Here is a 19,310-nt window from a genome sequence, read left to right as displayed (position 1 = left end):
CACTGATGGCAGAGAAAATCCGAGCTATAGCGCTTCTGCTTGCGGTTATTTTTTCAGGGCTTGCCGCCCAGCCGCGGCGTGTTCCCCTCGGCAGCATCACGCTCGAGGGGCGATACCGCTGGCCGCGCGAAAAAGTCCTGCAGGAATTTGGCCTTGCCCCCGGAGCGCCCTTTTCGGCGGCCGAGCTGCCGGAGCACGGCAAAAAACTGCTGCAGAGCCTGGCTGCCGCCGGCTATTGGTACGCCCGGCTGGATTCCATGGTCTATACCATTAATGCCGATAGCAGCCAGGCGCAGCTATGCATCTATCTCGATCAGGGGCGGGAAATCCGCACAGAGGGCATCACTCTCTCCGGGATGGACAGCGTACGGGCGCGGGCGCTCCTCGGCCGTTTCAATACCCATCCAGGGCGAATGCTCGATGCAGGTCAAATTGAGGCGGACCTCGATGATGCGCTCCTGCAATTGGATAAAGAAGGGCTTCCTTTTGCACGATTTGAACTTGAATCTCTGCAGCTCGACTCCTTGACGACGGAAAGAGATGGCCTGGCGCTGGAATACCGGGCTACTCCGGGCCCGCGGCTGATTCTGCGCGATATCCAGATTTCTGGCAACCACCTGACCCGACCCGGTGTCATCCTCAAGGAGATCCGCATCCGCCCCGGCGAACCCTATTCCCAGCAAAAGGTTGCCCGTATCGTCAGCCGTCTGATGAAACTCGGCTATTTCAAGAAAGTCGAGGAGCCCGTGCTTTTTTATACCGCCGGGGAGGAAGGTGGTCTGTTGCTGCGCGTGGAGGAGGGACAGAGCAGCCGATTTGACGGGGTTCTGGGCTATACCCCCGGCAGCGTGGCGGGGAAAGGTTATTTCACCGGTTTGGTGGATATTTCCTTAGGCAATCTGCTTGGCACAGGCCGGACGCTCTATGCCCACTGGCAGAAAAAGGACCGACAAACCCAGGATATCAGTTTGCGTTACCGCGAACCTTGGGTTGCCGGCTGGCCGGTGCATCTGGGGACCGGATTCACTCAGCTAATCCAGGATACGACCTATGTACAGCGGGATCTGGTCTTGGAGATCGTGGTGCCTTTGCTCGAGAATTTTGCCGTGCAGGCGCAGGCCAGCCGGTCCGAGATCGTCCCCGATTCTCTCGGAAGCTACCTTTTCGGGCTGCTGCGCAGCAGCACCCTGAACGGGTCCCTGGGTATTGAATACGACAGCCGGGATGATCGCCTCAATCCGCGACAGGGGGTCTATTATGCCACTTCCTACCAGTCCGGCCGCAAGCGCAATCTGGGCCCGGAAGAATTGCTGACCGCGGCGGTCCGGCGGCAAACGATCACCAAACGGATCGCCCTGGATTTGGAGGTCTATACACCGCTCTTCAAGCGCCAGATCCTTGCGGTGGCGCTGCACGGCCGGCAGATTAAAAGCGGCGAGCCGTATATTCCGATTCCGGATCAGTATCGCCTCGGTGGAGCGAAAACCCTTCGCGGCTATCGCGAGGATCAGTTCCGCGGTAGTTCGGTCGCATGGTCTTCCCTCGAATATCGCTACTGGATGGGGCGGCGCTCCCGCACCTTTCTTTTCGCGGACTATGGATACTACAGCGCGCCGTCCAGAGGCGAACACCACCAGGCTTTCAAGCTTGGCTATGGTTTGGGATTCCGCCTGGAGACTGGACTGGGGATCATGAGCCTGGACTACGGTCTCGGGCGGGGGGATGACCCCATGGCTGGCAAAATCCATGTCGGATTGATTAATGAATTTTAGCGGTGTAGGCAAAAAAAAGCCCCGGACTGATACCGGGGCTTTTTTTTATTGCGCGGCGTGGATATACAAATGCCGTTTGATCTTGTTGGTAGGGGTCTTTTCGAAGGGCTCGGGATGTTCTTCAAAGGCTTGAAGTCGGCTGAAGGTGGGTAGACGCAGGTTGACCTCCTGGCGGATCTGTTCGAGAAGATCCCGCACCATTTTGCTAGCGTCGTTGGGATCCATATTGTTGCGTGAAAAATTCTGATCGATGAAATCGTAATCGAGGTAGACCTTAGCGATCAGCTTGTTTTTATCCATATAGACCAGGGCTTCCTGGATGTAAGGGGATTGCAGGATCTCCTGCTCCACGACCTCAGGATAGATATTCTCGCCGGAGGGGCCGATGATGACATTTTTCGAACGCCCCTTGATGAAGAGATAACCGTCTTCGTCGAACAATCCCAAATCACCGGTTTTGAGCCAGCCATCCTCGAGGAAGGCCTCCCGGGTGGCCGCTGCGTTTTTGAGATAGCCTTGCATGACAATATCGCCCTTGACGATGATCTCGCCAATGCCGGTCTGGGGATCGGGATGGTGGATAGAAATGGTGATGCCGGGAATCGGTTTGCCGCATGAGCCCATTTTCACAGTGCCGAAGGGATTAATGGTCATGATCGGCGAAGTCTCCGTCATGCCGTAGCCGGAGGAATAGCTGATATTTGCATCGCGGAGAAAGATCTCGGTGTCGGGATTGAGGGCGGCGCCGCCGAACATAAAGAAGCGCAATTTTCCCCCGAACGAGCGGATGAGTTTTTTCCCCGCCATTTTGTGCAGTTTTTTACGGAAAAAGGAATTTTTGAAGAGCGAGTTGAGCACTTTTTTGCTCTGAATTTGCGGGACGATTTTCTTGCGATAGATTTTGTCCACAACCAAGGGCACGGTGAGCACGCCGGTCGGATGAACGGTAGACATAGCCGACAGCAACTTGGCTGGCGTGGGCAATCCCTTGAGATAATAGATGGAGATGCCGACGGCCAGCGGGCAAAGCATTCCACCTGTAGCCTCATAGGCGTGAGCAAGGGGCAGGATGCTCAGGAAACGGTCGTTGCTGTCAATGGGGAAGCGTTCGATACTGTACACAACATCAAAGGTGATGTTGCGGTGGGTCAGCATGACCCCTTTGGAGTTGCCCGTCGTACCGGAGGTATAGATGATTACCGCCAGATCCTCCTCCTGCGGTGGGTTCACCTGATCAAAGGCGGCGGCAGGGGAGAACGGCAGCGGTTTTTTCTCGGCAGGCAGAAAGTGGGTCTCTTTTCCGAGCAGCGAGGCGCGTTGTTTCCTGGCCTCCTCTACGCTCCAGTCCTCGAGAGAAAAGAGGGCGCGGAGTTCTGAATTTTCCAGATCCTCCAGCTTGCTGCGCATCTTGGCGGCGACGAAGGCGGCGACCGCTTCGGAGTGGCGGATGATATGTCGTGTATCCTCATCGGAGAAGCCGGTGAGAATGGGGACAGCGATGGCGCCCATGCAAGTGACAGCGAGGTAGGCGATGACCCAATGGGGGCTGTTGTCGCCGAGAATAACCACCCGGTCGCCCGGCTTGATCTCGTAAGCCAGCAGCAAGGTGATGATTTCCGCGATCTGCGATTTCATCTGGCTGTAGGTGATCGGATGTTCGTCGACGCTTGCGAGGGCGGGCAGGTTGCCGTACAGCTGAAAGCTGCGCTCCATCAGATCGCGAATGGTCAGCTGATTCAGTTCAACAATCATCGCATAGTCCTTTATTTAATGATGCACGATCAGTCGCGGCAGCGGCCACATTTGTTATTTAGTGATAAACCCGGTGATCGCCTTGGCAAGATTCTCCCAGGAGTAGTTCCTCTTGTGGAGGCGGATGCATTCCTGGAAATCCACTTGGTCGCGGATTTGGAAGAAATGCAGGATGGCGTTCGCCAGGGCATGGCTGTCGCGGGCTGGCACGGTGAAGCCGGTCCGGCCTGCATCGATCACCTCAGGCAGGCCGCCGACATTTGTGGTGATCACGGGTTTGTCAAAGTTATAGGCGATCTGAATGATCCCGCTTTGAGTGGCTGAAATATAGGGCAGCACGACCACATCGGCCGCAGCGAAGTAGAGGCCGACTTCTTCATTGGGGATATAATCGGCCTTGAGCAGAATGGCCTCTTCCAGATGGAGCGTGTGAATCTGCTGACGGTATTTTTCTTCTTCTTCGTAAAACTCGCCGGCGACGAGGAGCCTAACCGGCAGCTGACGGCGAACCTCTGCCAGCGCATCGATGAGGTATCCCAGGCCCTTGTAGGCGCGGATATAGCCGAAGAAGAGAAGGACCTTTTCATCCGCGCCCAGATGCAGCCGGGTTCGGGCTTCGGTAGAGGCGTAGTTGGCGGTGAAGATCTCGAATACCGGGTGGGGAACCTGTCGAAAGGCCGCCCGTGGTTTGTACTTGAGCAAATCGTTCTTGACGGTTTGCGACTGGACGATGAAATAGTCGACTTTCCACAAGCCCCAACGGGTGAGCAGCCAGTCGATGACCGGGATTTGCTCGTGTGGGATGATATTGTCGCTGATATAGAGGGATTTGGTCCGGGTGAAGAGCCGGGTGAGAAGGACAATGGTTCCGTAAGCGGGGGCGAAAAAGGGCATCCAGTATTTGTAGACGACCAGGTCGGGCGCCTGTTTTTTGATATAGAGAAAGGTCCTGATCCAGGAAAGCGGATTGATCGAATCGATCAAAGGCAGCGATGGCAATTCGATGATTTGCTGGCTGGTATCCTGTTGGGTTTTGCCGGGGAAGAGGAAAGCGGGATATTGCCGTTTGAAGGAGACGATCTCGACGGTATGGCCCATCTCGGTGAGCTTTTTATAGAGTAGGGCCATATAGTGGGCGATGCCGCCGCGCATGGGAAAGGCGGTGCCGACCAGGATGATCTTCATCTTTTCTCCCAGATTTGCAATCCACGCGGTTCAAAGCTGAACTTGACGACCTGTCCGCCCGCTTTTTCGAGGGCTGCGGCGACATGATGTTTTTTGTCAAAGGGGCAGTAGAAGAGGAGGTAGCCGCCGCCGCCGGCTCCGAGAATTTTGCCGCCCAAGGCGCCGGATTTCCGGCCGATATCATAGAGCTGATCGATCTGGCCGGTGGAGATATTGGCGTCGAGATTTTTTTTGTACAGCCAGGCGGTGTGCAGGAGATGGCCAAAGTCATCGAGTTCTCCGCGAAGCAGACAATTCTTCATAGCGATCGTCAGCTGCTTCATTTGATCCAGTGCTTCAACGACCGCCGGGTTGCGCTCCTGATACGAACGGGTCTGGTTGGCGACGATGTTGGCGGAGAGGCGAGTCTTGCCGGTGAAACAGAGGAGGAGATTGTATTCCAGCTCATTGATTATGGAATCGCTGATTCGCAGGGGATTGACGACAACGGCCTTGTCGTAGAACTCGATAAAGTTAAATCCGCCAAAGGTCGCGGCATATTGGTCCTGTTTGCCGCCGGCGATCTGGAGGTCGATACGTTCGATCTGGTAGGTCAATTCGGCGATGTCATAATCCGTCAGGGGGCGGTTCTGCCACTGCTTGAACAGCCCGACCATGGCGACAGTCATAGTCGAGGAGGAGCCCAGGCCCGAACCGGGGGGGGCATCCGAATGAAGAAAGAGCTCGAGTCCCCTGCGGGGCGAAAAGTGGCGCAGGACCGCTTTGGCCAGATCCAGCTCGCCGTTGAAGGGCGGCACTTCATCGAGTTGATACCGGGCGACCAGGTCATAATCCAGCGACCGGATGCAGATCTGCGGCTCTTCGCTCTCGACCATAGAGGCATAGGCGAAGCGGTCGATGGTGGCGCTGAGCACCGCACCGCCCTTTTCCCGGGGATAGGGATCGACGTCGGTGCCGCCTCCGCAAAAACTAATGCGCAGGGGCGCTTTGGCACGGATGATCATCACGTCTCTTTGATGTTGAAGAATCCAGGCAGTATCTTGCGGGCGACTGCCAGGCGTTCAGGGGTTCCGATATCCAGAAAAAAACCGGTAGTGTTGCAGGCATAGCAGCGCCCGGTGGCGACCAGCTGAGGAAAGATCTCCTCTTCGATGGAAACCGGGCGTCCCGCCGGGATCAAGCTGAATATTTCGCGATTGAAAAGATAGATACCTCCATTGACCCGGCCGTGCCCGCCCGGAACCTTTTCGGAAAAGGCAAGGATCCGACCTGTCCGGGCGGTTCGAATAGCGCCGTAATCATCGCGAAGCGGCACGGCAACGGTGGCGATGGAAGCGAGGGCTGCATGCCGGTGGTGAAAGGCGGTGAATGCAGCCAGGTCGATTTCCAGGAACGAATCGCCATTGAGGACTAGATTCTCCGCCGCTGCATGCGTTTCCGCATTTTTAAGCGCGCCGGCGGTGCCGAGGGGCGCGGTCTCCTGGGAGTAGGCAAAGGCAGCACCCCAGTCGTGGCCATCCCCGAAAAAGCGGCGGATCTGTTCCGCACCATAGCCCACGCAGAAAACCAGGTCGCGCAGGCCCTGGCGCAACAGATCGCGCACAAGATATTCGAGGAAGGGGCGGCCACCGATCTCGATCATTGGTTTGGGACCGGTTATCCCCAGACTATGCAACCGCGTGCCCAGTCCGCCTACCAGGATAAACGCCTTCATAAAGATCGTCCCTGCATGGGAAGTGCCAGGCCTGGAAGAGACGCGCCGGCACCGCACGCATGCTAAAGCTCCACGATCAGGATCTGTTGGACTCCATCGCGGAGTACTTCAATGCTGATGCGCTGACCGACCCGAAAATCGGCCAGCCGGTTCATGTATTCATAAATATCCCCCACCGGCTTTCCCTCCATGGCAACGATGATATCGCCCTTTTTCATGCCGGCCCGGGCAGCTGGGCGATCCGGCATGACTGCATCGGCGCGCACGCCCTTGATGCCGGTGGTGGCGAAGTCGGGCATGATCCCCAGGGTGACCTTGAAGCGGCGCATGTTCGTCGGGGGCGTCTTGGGCCCCGCCTCCTGAAAGGCCAGGCGATCGGCGCGATCGGCCGCTTCCCGGCTGACGTCAAAAGCCAGCTGCGTCACCGCTTGTTCTCCCGGTGCATTGATGCGGAAGGCATCGTCGTCCGGGGTGTGGTACTCCGGCGAGATATTGGTCCAGAGGAAGAGGACGGGGATATCCTTGCCATAAAACGAGGCATGATCGGAGGGGCCATAGCCCTCCGGCGACAGGCCGACCCGCAGATCATAGGGAGCGGCCAGCCGCTGCACCATCTCACCCAGGCCGGTGGCGGTACCGCTGCCCCCGCAGGTTAAGGCGCGGGTCTCCGGATGCAACCGTCCGACCATATCGAGATTGATCATCAGCTGCACACGGCTGAGATCGATGAGGGGGTGGTTGACGAAGTATTTGGAGCCGAGCAGCCCCATCTCCTCTCCCGAGAAGGCGACAAAGAGGAACGAACGTTTGGGCTTCTGGCGTTCGGACGCCCATTTTTCCGCCAGTTCGAGGAGGGCTGCCACGCCCGAGGCGTTGTCATCGGCGCCGTTGTGTATGGCCAGGGTATCCGGACGGCGCGAACCAGAGCCCGGTCCTCCCATCCCGAGATGGTCATAATGAGCGCCGATGATCACATACTCCTGTTTCAGAGTGGGATCGCCGCCGGGCAACAGGGCAACCACATTGCTGGTGCGGCCCAGGTGGCGGATGACTTCGGCTTGGCCCTCCACCTTGCAGGAAAGCGGCAGGCGGACCGGCTGCAGGCTGGCATCAAGTTTTTTCTGGAGTTCCGCCAGGGTTGTACCGCTTTTTTGCAGGATACGCTCTGCGAGGGCGCGGTTGATCTGCAGAACCGGAATGCCGATGCCGGTGACACCTTGTTCGGCGCGCAGGGGTATGAGCGCTTCCTCCTTGCCCTGCACCTCTCCGGTAACGAAGAGGATGCCGCCGGCGCCGCTGTCCTTGGCATTTTGGGCTTTTTTGCGCAGCAAGCGGGAGGCCTCAAAAGGATCCTTTCCCGATGGCAGCGGCGGGCCGTCCGGAAGGATGAGCGCCCATTGGCCTGCAGCATCCGCTGAAAAATCCTGCCAGGTGAGCGTGTCGCTCTGGATGGAAAAGCCATACCCGGCGAAGTAGACCCCGGCGGAGAGCGCCTTGTTTTCGCTAAAGTCGAGGGGGATGAATTCGGCGGGAGCGGCTGTTGCGCCGTCGATCTTGAGCCGGCTATTCGCGCCGACCGAGAGACTGTTGAGCACCTCGAAGGACTGGTATCCATTTTCGCCCAGGAGGGAGAGGCCATCGCCGCGGAACTGCTTTTTAATATAAGCGGCCGCCTCCATGGCCTCGGGGCTGCCGGCGCGACGGCCCTTGAGTGCATCGCTGGCCAGCCAGGTGACATGTTCCAGAATCTCCTGGCTGGTAATATCCGGTTGCGAAATTCTGGAGGGCCTATGGGCCGTACAGGCAAGCTGAATTGCCAGAAGACTGATCGCCAGAGTTTTTATCATTTTCATCAATAAATTCCTTTGCCGAATATTAATAAGTTACGCACGAATGGGGAAAAGGGCAAGCGTTATTCGTTACGCCGGGACAAGATCCAGCAAACGGCGGGTCAGAGGGTGGCGCAGTGGTCGACCAGGCGGTTGACAATTTGCATCACCAGGACATCAGGGACTCCGTTGGCATGGCGAGAGCGCATGCGCATGTCGCAGATCTCGTTGACAAAATCGATGACCTGCAAGGAGCCATCGCGGTCAATGGCGATTTCCGTCGAGAAGAAATGAATCCGCGTCGTGGCAGCGATGTGGTTGACAATCTGGCGGATCTGTTCGAGGCTTTCCGCCGGGATATCGCCGGTTGTGCAAGGACCGTATAAGTGGGTGAGGTCGTCCCACCAGCAAAATATGATGGCCTCCAGGATGTAAAAGACGCGGAACCAGGCGCGTTTTTCATCGAGGATCTGGGGTATGATCTTTTTTTGCAGGACAATTTTGCCGGTCGGACTTTTTCTCAGGGCTTCGGCGATGTGAAAGGGCGTGGTGGCATCGAGTATCACTCCCTCGCCGCCACCGCCTTCCGAAGGTTTGATCACAAAAGGGAGTCCCAGCTTTTCCAGGGCGAGAGCGAACGTGTGGTCAGGCGAATCGCTACGGGAGGCGATAATGCCGTAGGGGACAGTGATGCCGCTGGAGACCAGCTCCAGATGCATGGTGGCTTTATCGCGGCACCATTCGACACGCTCGGGGTCGTTGATGATGAGGGTTCCGCGCCGGGCGAGTTGCTCGAGGCTTTGGCGCAGGGTGCTGTGCACATCCGAAGCGCGGTCGATCACCATTTTAGGGGCGTAGGATTCCCGGCTGCTGGCATGTAAAAAGGTGGCGAGCTGCGTTGGCGCGTAGCTCGCCACCGTCAAACCGCGACGCCTGGCTGCGGCAGTTAGATAAAAGATGAAATCGTCATCATATTCCCATTCCCAGAGGACGACCAGATCCGGGGCTGGGTCATAAAAGGGAATTGCACTCGGTGTGCTTTTTCTTTTTAGAATCACGAACCTAGCAGATAATTTCTTCCAGTTCCGGAAAAGCCTCCCGTACCGGAGATCTCGGGCCCTTGCAAGCGGCAGCGGGAATTTTAGCCGCCTTGCCGCTGCTGGTCTGGGGATAGACAAACAATTCGCCCTGATAGTTGCGCATGACCACCTTTTCGTCGTCGATGGACTGAACATAGGCTGGAAGCAAAGGAATCTTACCACCGCCGCCGGGGGCATCAATGACAAAAGCCGGCACAGCCAGGCCCGAAGTCCAGCCGCGGAGGGCTTGCATGATCTCCAGTCCCTTTTGGACAGGGGTTCGCAGGTACTCGGTGCCCTTGACATAATCGGCCTGATAGATATAATAAGGCCGGACCCTCACGGTCAACAGCTTTTGCATCAGGCGTTTCATGGTCTCGGGATTGTCGTTTACGCCCTTGAGCAGGACCGTCTGGTTGCCGAGAGGAATTCCTGCATCCGCCAGCAGGTTCAGGGCGCGTGCTGACTCCTCGGTGATCTCATCCGGGTGATTGAAGTGAACGTTTATGAAGAGCGGGTGATATTTCTTAAGCATGTTCACCAGAGCCGTCGTGACGCGCTGCGGTAGGAAGCAGGGCACGCGCGACCCGATGCGGATGATCTCTATGTGTTTAATAGAACGCAAAGAAGAGAGAATATATTCTAATTTACTGTCGGCGAGCATCAAGGGATCGCCGCCGGAGACAATAACATCGCGAATTTCGCTGTGTTGACGGATGTAATCAAGGCCGGCATTGATGTGGCGGGGATTGATCTTGTCCGAATTGCCCACCTTACGCTTGCGGGTGCAGAACCGGCAGTAGGACGCGCAGCTGTGCGAGACCAGAAAGAGAACCCGGTCCGGGTAGCGGTGCACAATCGAGGGCACCGGTGAATCATGGTCTTCATCCAGGGGATCAGTGATGCCGCTGTTCTCCGCCAGCTCCTGGGCGTCCGGGACGATCTGGCGATAGATGGGATCCCCTTTCTCCTTGATCAGATTGGCATAATACGGCGTTATGCGGAATTTGAAAACCTCCGCAACTTTTTTAACCTCTTCGACATTCAGATCGAAGCGTTTGGCAATCTCTTCGGGCTTGGTGAGACTGCCCCTGAGGAGTTGCTGCCAATCATCCATTTTCTCATTAATCCTTTCACGCAAAATATTTAGCGTAGATGACGCGGTCATCACCGGGTTTGTAATAACCGGCAATGCGCACGACTTCCTGGTACTGCTGTTTAAGGTAGAACTGCCGGGTACCTTCGTACATCGGCTGGGACGAAGTCTCGATGATCAGTACTCTTCCCTTATCCTCCTTGATTTTATCCTCAACCCAACGCATTAGCCTTGTCCCGTACCCTTTACCCTGGGAGCGAGGTGAAACGGCAATCCAATAGAGATCGAAGGTGCCGTCGGTAAGGGGGGTTGGACCCCAGGTGACGTACGCCACGATGGCGCCATCTTCCTCCTCGAGTACCTCGATTCGATAATCTTTTTGCTCGCGGCGGTTGAGGAAGAAATCCACAAGCTCCTCCGCGACCTTGACCTCAGCGGCAGTGAACATGCCGGTCTCCCGGATCAGCTCCATTACCGGATCCTTGTCCGCAGCCCGTAACGGACGAATCATCACCGAACCCCGCGCCCGAGGGCATTGGACATCATGATCCGCCAGAAGCCGGCATAATCGAGGCCTGCTGCCTTGAGAGCGCGGACATAACCGGCAGCGGGGCTGATATCCGGATTGGGATTGACTTCGAGAATGTAGATCTCCTGTTCCCCTGCGACCCGGAAATCGACCCGGGCATAATCGCGGCAACCCATGGCCCGGAAGGCGCGAACGGCCAGGCTCTGCAGGGCCTCCTGAAGCGCTTTCGAGACCGGCGCGGGGCACTGGGGTACCGTTGCCTGATAAAGCGGATGCTCTTCGAACCATTTCGCCTCGTAGCTGACAATATGCGGCATCCCGTCCGGCATGCCTGAAAAGCTGATCTCGGAGACGGGCAGGGCGCGCACTTGCGCACCTTCCTGGAGCACCGCGACGTTGAACTCGCGGCCGTCGACGTAGCGTTCAACGAGAGCGGCCTGATGATAGTCCGACCAGATCTTTTCCACCTGCGGCCGCAGACGGCTTTTCTCGAAGATGACGGAATCGGCGTAGATGCCGAGACTGGCGTCTTCCGCATTCGGTTTGACGATCAACGGTGTTTCCATCTCAGGGAGATCATCCCCAGGCTCGACCAGAAAGCCGGGGGCGCAGGGCAAGCTGCAGGCCTTGAGCAGCGCCTTGCTGGCAAATTTCTGCTGGCAGAGCGCCAGAGTTGCGGGGCCGTTGCCGGTGAAGCGCCAACCCATGGCTTCAAAAAAGGCCGCCACGTGAGACTCGAGCTGCGGAATGCCACGAAAGGCCTCGCAAAGATTAATCAAGAGAGCGCAGGGCGTTTGCTGTAGACGAACGGCCAGATTGAGGAGGTCATCATGCACGGGCAGGAGCACGGCGGTGTACCCCACGGCCGTGAGGGCGGCATGCACGGCTGCAGCGGTCTCCTGAATGGAGGTTTCGGAGATGGTTTCGTCGCTGCGGCCGGCTGCCGGTTGAGAGGCGTTAAATACAATGCCCACACGCGGGCTTGAAGGGGTCATGAGACCAGCCCGTAGCGCGCCGCGGCGATCTCCACCACCCGATTGATCAGCTGGTTGTAAGAGTAGCCGGCAGCGCGCGCCGCTTTAGGGAGACATGAATTGTCATCCGGATTGGGCAAAATCCCTGGGAGCGGATTTATTTCGATCACCTGCGGTTCTCCCTGCTCGTCGAGACGGAGATCAATACGACCCCAGTCGCGAATCCGGAGAATCTTGACGACCCTATGAATCAGAGTGTCAATTTTTCCTTGCAGGTCCGCATCAAGATCCGCGGGGCATTGGAATATCGCCAACGGTTTTTCGGTCGTATCCCAGATCCATTTGGCCTCGTAGGAGTAGATCGGCGCAGCACCCGCAGGCAGCTGCGAATGGTCGATTTCAACGACCGGGAGCACCTCGAGTTCGGGAGGATTGCCGAGGATGCCGACGGTGAACTCGCGTCCCGGCAGAAAGCGTTCGACGATGACCGGCTGGCGATACCGCCGGATCACCTCGCCGACTCTTTCCTGGAGCTCACTGCGGCTGCGGACCAGGGAATTGTTTTTGATCCCTTTGCTGGAGCCTTCATAGAGGGGTTTGACCATCAGCGGCAGGGGCAAATCGCTGGGAAGGGCATCGCCCTTATCGAAAATCCAGAAGGCTGGATTGGGAATGCCATAATAGGAAAGGATCTCCTTAGCCCGTGACTTGTCGAGGCAGATGCCCAGGGTGAGGGGATCGGATCCGGTGAAGGGGATGTTCAGGTATTCACAGAGAACGGGGATATGGCTCTCCCGGTTGGGACCGGAGAGCCGTTCGGCCATATTGAAGACGAGGTCTGGATGCAACGTCTGGAGGCGAGAAAAAGCCTCTTCGTCCGATTCAATGGAAAAAACAGTATGCCGTTCAGCGAGCGCGCGCTGAACGGCGCATATCGTATCATCGGAATCGCACTCTGCGAGTAGATCTGGAGGAGGCTCTTCTTCCTCTTCGGCGATCTCTTCGATGAACTGCCGCGAAACCATGTTCGCCATGCCGCTTTTGGAGCTATGTATCAGGCCAATTTTCAAGTAAAACAACTCTCCCGGTTTTTACAATAGAACGATGGCCGGCTATTAAAGTTTCGCTGCCGCAAAAAATTTTTCATTAAATAATTTGGGGATAAATATAACTTTTTTTAAACAAATGTCAATACTTATTTATTTTATTTTGCGTAGCGTCAATATATTGGGGCATGTTCAGGCCTGGAGGGTACGGATAGCGAATTCCGGCGGTTGTGCCAGATGTTTTTTAACGGCGCATTGATCCGCCGCGCGGATAACCGCCTCCCGGTACTTCTCAGGAAAATCTGCAGGCAGTTTGATGTCGAGGTCGATTTTTTTAATCAAATGGGTAAGCGGATCAGCGGACATGCGCTGGGTGATCTCCAGCCCTTCAGTATTGAGGCCGCGCTGCTGGCAAAAGCTGAGAACATAAATGCCGGCACAGGTTCCAATTGAAGCCAAAAAGAGAGCGAAGGGGGCCGGCGCCGAACCATCCTGGTTGGTCTTGATCGTCATCGGGCCGTAATGGGCGGTAACGGCCTGGCCGCCGGGAAACGTGATTTTCATATCCATGGTACCTCCGGTTGTTTCGGGTTCCTTTTACGCTGGTCTGCTGCAGAGGATAGCAGCGCTATTGGGAGTTATAGCGGTTAGATGAGCGAATGGGGGCAAAGATTCATCCGGGTCCGGTTTGGTGGTCAAGCGATGGGCCCGGGCACCAGCCGCCACTGGCCGGAAATGAAACGGAGGCAGTGGAGCACGCGGCGCGAGGTATTCGGTGGGAACCCGATTTCGGGGGGTGTCCTGACGATAAAAGTGCTTGAAGGTTGGTTTTTTTTTGTTTAATTTATCTTGAATCAAATTACTTACCTAACGCGATGATCGAACATGAAACTGCCTAACATCCTTACCGTAAGCCGAATCTTTTTGTCGCCGGTTTTTATCATCGCTTTCCTGTTTCATTCTCTGGGATCCTATATCCTCTGTTTCTTCCTCGCTCTGATCATCGAGCTCTCGGACTTTTTTGACGGCATGCTCGCGCGGCGCTACCAGCAGATCTCCGATTTTGGTAAGCTGATGGACCCCTTTGCGGACAGCATCTCGCGTTTCAGCATTTTCCTCTGTTTTCTCAGTGACGGTCTGGCTCCGCTTTGGGTCATTGCGATCTTCTTTTACCGTGACACCCTGGTATCGATCATTCGGGTCTTCGCTGTCCGGGAGGGTTTTGTCGTGGCGGCGCGTCCCAGTGGCAAGACCAAAGCCTGGGTGCAGGCGGTCAGCATCTGGGTGGTTCTGATGATTATGATTATTCACAAAGCCGGCTGGTGGCTGCCCCTGCGCGATGTCGCCCAGTTCCACACCCTCACTTCGATCGTCATTGCGATCTCGGCCGCGGTGACGCTCTGGTCGGGGATCGACTACTGGAATTCCAACAAACAAGCGGTCTATAATGCGATGAATATCAAGCCGACGGCATAGAACCGCGCAGGCGCCTCAGCTCCATCCCCGTCCGGATTATTCTGGATGGGGATTTTTTTTCCGGGCATGCGGCGGCGTACATTAGGTGAATGAGTGCGCATAGCCCGATTCAGCGGCGGAGGAGGGGGATGAGATCGGCCACGGAGTCGGCGGTCACCAGGGGTTTGTCCGGGGAGGCCGCGGCCATTTCCGGGCTGGTCTCGCCGCTGAGGACGAGGACTCCCGCCATGTCAAAGCGCCTGGCCATGCGAATGTCGGTGTAGAGGCGGTCGCCGATGAAGGCAATCTTGTCGGGAGGGAGACCGGTGCGGGCGCAGATCGCTTCAACGGCGGGCTGATTGGGCTTGCCCATCACCTGAGGCTCGATGCCTCCGGTGGCGGTAGCGAATAGCGAGATGAAGGAGCCAACGTCCGGGATAAAGCGGCCGCCGGCGATGGGGCAAAGGAGATCGGCGTGGGTGGCGATGTAGGGCACGCCGGCGACGATCAGATGATAGCCGGTTCTGATCTTGGCGTACGTCAGCTCGGTATCAAAGCCCAGAACCAGAGCCTGGGGCCGCTCGCGGGTGCAGCGATCGTCGTCCCAGCAGTTAAAGCCCGCCTCTGCGAATTCCTGCTGGAGGTCGCGGTTGCCGATGAGAAAAATGTCGGGGTGGAGTCCCCGGCGGCGGAGGTACGTGGTGGTGCAGTCAGTGGCGGTGATGATAAGCTCGGCAGAGACGGGGAAATGCAGCCGCTCCAGTTTTTCGATATAGCTCCGGCGGGAGCAGGAGGTATTGTTGGTGAAATAAAAGAGCTGGCGGCCACTGGCGATCACCGTCTGAAGGAATTCATGAGCGCCGGGGAGTGGAATCCCGTCAAGATAGAGGGTGCCGTCAAGGTCGCAGAGGATCGCCTCACAAGCGGTGAGGCGGGAGATGGCTTCGGCGCAGGTCATGGACACAAGGCTCGCATCAATACAAGGAAAGACGTGATATATGGCCCAATAAACGGAAAAAAAGCGAGAAAAGCAAGATCAATGTCCGTTCGGGCTGGCAGCGTGATGCCTCGGAAAGGGATCAAGGGTCGGGGGGTACACTGGTGATTCTAAATGTCTTGCTTTACACTAAATTTTTCTTTAATTTATTTGCTGATCAGAGGCCGCTGGATCCGGCACGTTTTTATTGATATGCAATATAGAGTAATCAACATGTCCATGGAGGTTAGTAATGGCTAGAGAAAAGATCCTGGTCGACGGCAACGAAGCCGCTGCCCTAGTCGCCCACAAGGTCAACGAGGTCATCGCAATCTATCCCATCACCCCCTCGTCGAATATGGGGGAGTGGGCGGATGCCTATTCCGCTGAAGGCCGCAAGAACATTTGGGGCACCGTGCCGCAGGTGGTGGAGATGCAAAGCGAGGGCGGCGCAGCCGGTGCCGTGCATGGGGCGCTGCAAACCGGCGCCTTGACCACCACATTCACGGCCTCCCAGGGATTGCTCTTGATGATCCCGAACATGTTCAAGATCGCCGGTGAACTGACCTCCACGGTTTTTCATGTCTCCGCGCGCACCGTCGCCGCCCATGCCCTTTCGATTTTCGGCGACCACAGCGACATCATGGCAGTACGCTCCACCGGCTGGGGGCTGATCGCCTCCAACTCTGTCCAGGAGGTACACGACTTCGCCCTGATTGCCCAGGCCGCGACGCTCAAGGCCCGCGTTCCCTTCGTTCATTTTTTTGATGGTTTCCGTACCTCGCATGAGGTGCAAAAGATCGAGGGGCTCACGGATGAGGATTTGCGGGCGATGATCGATGACGAGCTGGTGATGGCGCATCGCAGCCGCGGTCTCACCCCGGACCGTCCGGTGCTTCGTGGCACCGCCCAGAATCCCGATGTCTATTTCCAGGGCCGCGAGGCCTGTAACCGCTATTATGCCGCCGCCCCGGCTATCGTCCAGGAGGCGATGGACCAATTCGCCAAGGTCGTCGGCCGTCGCTATCAGCTCTTCGATTATGTGGGCGCGCCGGAGGCCGAACGCGTCGTGATTATCATGGGCTCGGGCGCGGAGACCACCGAAGAGACCGTCGAATATCTCAACAAGAAGGGCGAAAAGGTCGGCCTGGTCAAGGTCCGTCTCTTCCGCCCCTTCTCGGGCGCGCATCTCCTCAAGGCCTTGCCCAAGAGCGTCAAGCAGATCGCCGTGCTGGACCGGACCAAGGAGCCCGGCGCCAGCGGCGAACCCCTCTATATGGATGTGGTCACGGCCTTGACGGAGGCCTTCACAGCCGGAACCCTGCCCTTTGCCCAGCTGCCCAAGGTGATCGGCGGCCGTTACGGACTCTCCTCCAAGGAGTTCACGCCGGCCATGGTCAAGGCGGTATTTGACGAGATGAAAAAGCCGGCCCCCAAGAACCATTTCACAGTCGGCATTCAGGACGATGTCACGCATACCAGCCTTGATTTCGATCCCGCCTTCTCGATCGAACCGGACGATGTCTTCCGCGCCCTCTTTTACGGCCTTGGCTCCGATGGTACGGTCGGCGCCAACAAGAACTCGATCAAGATCATCGGTGAAGAGACCGATAACTACTCCCAGGGCTATTTCGTCTACGATTCAAAAAAAGCGGGCACCGTAACGGCCTCGCATCTTCGTTTCGGGCCGCGTCCGATCAAGTCGATCTATCTCGTGGACCAGGCGCAATTCATCGGCTGCCATCAGCAGTTCATCATGGAACGCTTCAATCTGCTTGAAAAGGCGGCACCGGGGGCGACCTTCCTGTTGAACAGTCTCACCGGTCCGGCGGAGGTTTGGGATACCCTGCCGCGAGTCTATCAGGAAGAGATTGTCAAAAAAAAGATGAATTTCTACGTCATCGACGCATACGAAGTCGCCAAGAAGACCGGCATGGGCGTGCGCATCAACACCATCATGCAGACCTGCTTCTTCGCTATCTCGGGCGTTCTGCCCCAGAAAGAAGCGATTCAGTATATCAAGAAAGCGATCAAAAAGACCTATGGCGCCAAGGGCGATGCCGTGGTACAGAAGAATTACGAGGCGGTGGATGCGACCCTGGCTCATCTCCACAAGGTCAACGTCCCCGGCAAGGTGACCAGTACCAAGGAAATGCCGGCTGTGGTTCCGGCCGATGCCCCCAAGTACGTTCGTGAGGTGGTCAGCAAGATCATCATTGAAAAGGGCGATCAGGTGCCGGTGAGCGCACTCCCGGTCGATGGTACGTTTGAGACCGCAACGACGCAGTATGAGAAGCGCAACATCGCCCTGGAGATTCCGGTCTGGGATGCCGAGATCTGCATCCAGTGCGGCAAATGCGCCATGGTCTGCCCGCACGCGGCCATCCGCCAGAAAGCCTACGATCCCAAGCATTTGACCAAGGCCCCGGCCACCTTCAAGTCGATCGATTCCCGAGGTAAGGATTTTCCGGAAGGCTGGAAGTACACCGTTCAGGTCGCTCCGGAGGATTGTACCGGCTGCTCGCTCTGCGTCGAAGTCTGCCCGGCCAAGAACAAGACCGAGGTGGGCAAGAAGGCGATCAATATGGCCGCGCAGCCCCCGATCCGCTTCCAGGAGCGCGAGAATTACGAGTTCTTCCTTAATATTCCCGATGTGGACCGCCGCGAACTCAAGATTGTTTCGGTCAAGGGCAGTCAGCTGCTCCAGCCGCTTTTTGAGTATTCCGGCGCCTGCGCCGGTTGTGGTGAGACGCCCTATCTCAAGTTGATGACCCAGCTCTTCGGCGACCGCATGGTGGCTGCCAATGCCACCGGCTGCTCCTCGATTTACAGCGGCAACCTGCCGACAACCCCGTATGCCAAGAACAAGGACGGCCGCGGGCCGGCCTGGAACAACTCCCTCTTCGAGGATAACGCCGAGTTCGGCATGGGATACCGTCTGACCATTGACAAGCATACCGAGTTCGCCCAGGAACTGGTCAAAGCCCTGGCCGGCGAGATCGGCGAGGATCTGGCTACCGCCCTGCTGACGGCCGATCAAAGCACCGAGGCGGGCATCTATGATCAGCGTGAGCGGGTCGCGATCCTCAAGAATAAGCTGGCTGGCACCCGATCGATGCAGGGCAAGCACCTGCTCTCGCTGGCGGACATGCTGGTCAAGAAGAGCGTCTGGATTATCGGCGGCGACGGCTGGGCTTACGACATCGGCTACGGCGGCCTCGACCACGTCCTGGCCTCCGGCCGCAACGTCAACGTGCTGGTGCTCGACACCGAGGTCTACTCCAACACCGGCGGCCAGATGTCCAAATCGACCCCGATGGGTGCGGTGGCCAAGTTCGCGGCTGCCGGCAAGCCTCTGCCCAAGAAAGACATGGGCATGATCTTTATGAGCTATGGTAATATCTATGTCGCGCGCGTGGCCATGGGCTACAACGATCTGCAAGTCGTCCGGGCGTTCGCTGAAGCCGATGCCTATAACGGCCCGAGTATTATTCTGGCCTATTCGCACTGTATCGCCCACGGTATTCCGATGCACAAGGGGATGGAGGAGCAGAAAGCGGCGGTCGAGTCGGGTCATTATCCTCTCTTCCGCTTCAATCCGGAGCTGGCTGCCCAGGGGCAAAATCCGCTCAAGCTCGATTCCAAAGCGCCTTCAATCAGCTTCGAGGATTTCGCTTACCGCGAGACCCGATTCAAGATGCTGACCAAGAGCCATCCCGACCGCGCCAGGATGCTGCTGGCTGAAGCGACCAAGTCGACGCGTGACCGCTGGCATCTCTATGAGAATTGGGCCGCCATGCAGTACGGCGACGGTGCCGCGAAGAGCGCTGCTGCCGAATAGCGAGGTTGGGGCACTCTCGACTCCTGATGCCTATGATCCGCCCGGCGGGCTTGAATGAGCCC

At 57.2% G+C, this 19,310-nt stretch carries 15 protein-coding genes; 3 read left to right on the top strand and 12 right to left on the bottom strand.

What is annotated here, in order from left to right; all coding sequences use genetic code 11:
• Positions 1 to 5 precede the first annotated feature (5 nt).
• On the top strand, positions 6 to 1,772 hold the full coding sequence (locus PLH32_01485) for a BamA/TamA family outer membrane protein (GenBank protein ID HQJ63262.1): 1,767 nt from the start codon (positions 6 to 8) through the stop codon (positions 1,770 to 1,772).
• A 45-nt stretch (positions 1,773 to 1,817) separates the two neighbouring features.
• Here PLH32_01485 and PLH32_01480 read toward each other — a convergent pair whose 3' ends face one another.
• From PLH32_01480 to PLH32_01430, 11 genes are all read right to left on the bottom strand, one after another.
• Entirely contained in the window at positions 1,818 to 3,524 is a 1,707-nt protein-coding gene (locus tag PLH32_01480; GenBank protein ID HQJ63261.1) for an AMP-binding protein, read from the bottom strand.
• Between the two features lie 54 nt (positions 3,525 to 3,578).
• Complete coding sequence (locus tag PLH32_01475) at positions 3,579 to 4,709, bottom strand: glycosyltransferase (protein HQJ63260.1); 1,131 nt, start codon at positions 4,707 to 4,709, stop codon at positions 3,579 to 3,581.
• Complete coding sequence (locus PLH32_01470) at positions 4,706 to 5,713, bottom strand: GHMP kinase (GenBank protein ID HQJ63259.1); 1,008 nt, start codon at positions 5,711 to 5,713, stop codon at positions 4,706 to 4,708. Before PLH32_01470 ends, PLH32_01475 begins: the two co-directional genes overlap by 4 nt.
• Positions 5,713 to 6,423 carry a nucleotidyltransferase family protein gene (locus PLH32_01465; protein ID HQJ63258.1) on the bottom strand — a complete coding sequence of 237 codons (711 nt, stop codon included), beginning with the start codon at positions 6,421 to 6,423 and terminating at the stop codon, positions 5,713 to 5,715. Before PLH32_01465 ends, PLH32_01470 begins: the two co-directional genes overlap by 1 nt.
• 62 nt (positions 6,424 to 6,485) lie before the next feature.
• Positions 6,486 to 8,276, bottom strand: coding sequence for a M20/M25/M40 family metallo-hydrolase (locus tag PLH32_01460; protein ID HQJ63257.1), 1,791 nt, complete (start codon positions 8,274 to 8,276; stop codon positions 6,486 to 6,488).
• Positions 8,277 to 8,374: 98 nt separating this feature from the next.
• Positions 8,375 to 9,310, bottom strand: coding sequence for a hypothetical protein (locus tag PLH32_01455; protein HQJ63256.1), 936 nt, complete (start codon positions 9,308 to 9,310; stop codon positions 8,375 to 8,377).
• A 4-nt stretch (positions 9,311 to 9,314) separates the two neighbouring features.
• Positions 9,315 to 10,448, bottom strand: a complete 1,134-nt coding sequence (locus tag PLH32_01450; protein HQJ63255.1) for a KamA family radical SAM protein — start codon at positions 10,446 to 10,448, stop codon at positions 9,315 to 9,317.
• A 16-nt stretch (positions 10,449 to 10,464) separates the two neighbouring features.
• Complete coding sequence (locus tag PLH32_01445; GenBank protein HQJ63254.1) at positions 10,465 to 10,938, bottom strand: GNAT family N-acetyltransferase; 474 nt, start codon at positions 10,936 to 10,938, stop codon at positions 10,465 to 10,467.
• The gene (locus tag PLH32_01440; protein HQJ63253.1) at positions 10,938 to 11,951 is read right to left on the bottom strand and encodes an ATP-grasp domain-containing protein; all 1,014 of its coding nucleotides are present in this window, start codon (positions 11,949 to 11,951) and stop codon (positions 10,938 to 10,940) included. Before PLH32_01440 ends, PLH32_01445 begins: the two co-directional genes overlap by 1 nt.
• Positions 11,948 to 12,964: a D-alanine--D-alanine ligase gene (locus PLH32_01435; GenBank protein HQJ63252.1), complete on the bottom strand. Its 1,017-nt coding sequence runs from the start codon at positions 12,962 to 12,964 to the stop codon at positions 11,948 to 11,950. The genes PLH32_01440 and PLH32_01435 overlap by 4 nt, the downstream gene beginning before the upstream one ends.
• 204 nt (positions 12,965 to 13,168) lie before the next feature.
• The gene (locus PLH32_01430; protein HQJ63251.1) at positions 13,169 to 13,546 is read right to left on the bottom strand and encodes an OsmC family protein; all 378 of its coding nucleotides are present in this window, start codon (positions 13,544 to 13,546) and stop codon (positions 13,169 to 13,171) included.
• Between the two features lie 315 nt (positions 13,547 to 13,861).
• Between PLH32_01430 and pgsA the strand changes: the two genes are divergently transcribed.
• Positions 13,862 to 14,452, top strand: a complete 591-nt coding sequence (pgsA, locus tag PLH32_01425) for a CDP-diacylglycerol--glycerol-3-phosphate 3-phosphatidyltransferase (protein ID HQJ63250.1) — start codon at positions 13,862 to 13,864, stop codon at positions 14,450 to 14,452.
• Positions 14,453 to 14,561: 109 nt separating this feature from the next.
• Here pgsA and PLH32_01420 read toward each other — a convergent pair whose 3' ends face one another.
• Positions 14,562 to 15,389: an HAD-IIA family hydrolase gene (locus PLH32_01420; GenBank protein ID HQJ63249.1), complete on the bottom strand. Its 828-nt coding sequence runs from the start codon at positions 15,387 to 15,389 to the stop codon at positions 14,562 to 14,564.
• Positions 15,390 to 15,660: 271 nt separating this feature from the next.
• On the opposite strand from PLH32_01420, the gene nifJ reads away from it, so the two are divergent.
• A complete protein-coding gene (gene nifJ, locus PLH32_01415; protein ID HQJ63248.1) occupies positions 15,661 to 19,248 on the top strand; it encodes a pyruvate:ferredoxin (flavodoxin) oxidoreductase in 3,588 nt (1,195 codons plus the stop codon).
• Positions 19,249 to 19,310 lie beyond the last annotated feature (62 nt).

This window comes from bacterium (genome assembly GCA_035419245.1).
Taxonomy (GTDB): domain Bacteria; phylum Zhuqueibacterota; class Zhuqueibacteria; order Residuimicrobiales; family Residuimicrobiaceae; genus JAKPUX01.
This window is presented reverse-complemented; position numbering and strand designations above follow the sequence as displayed.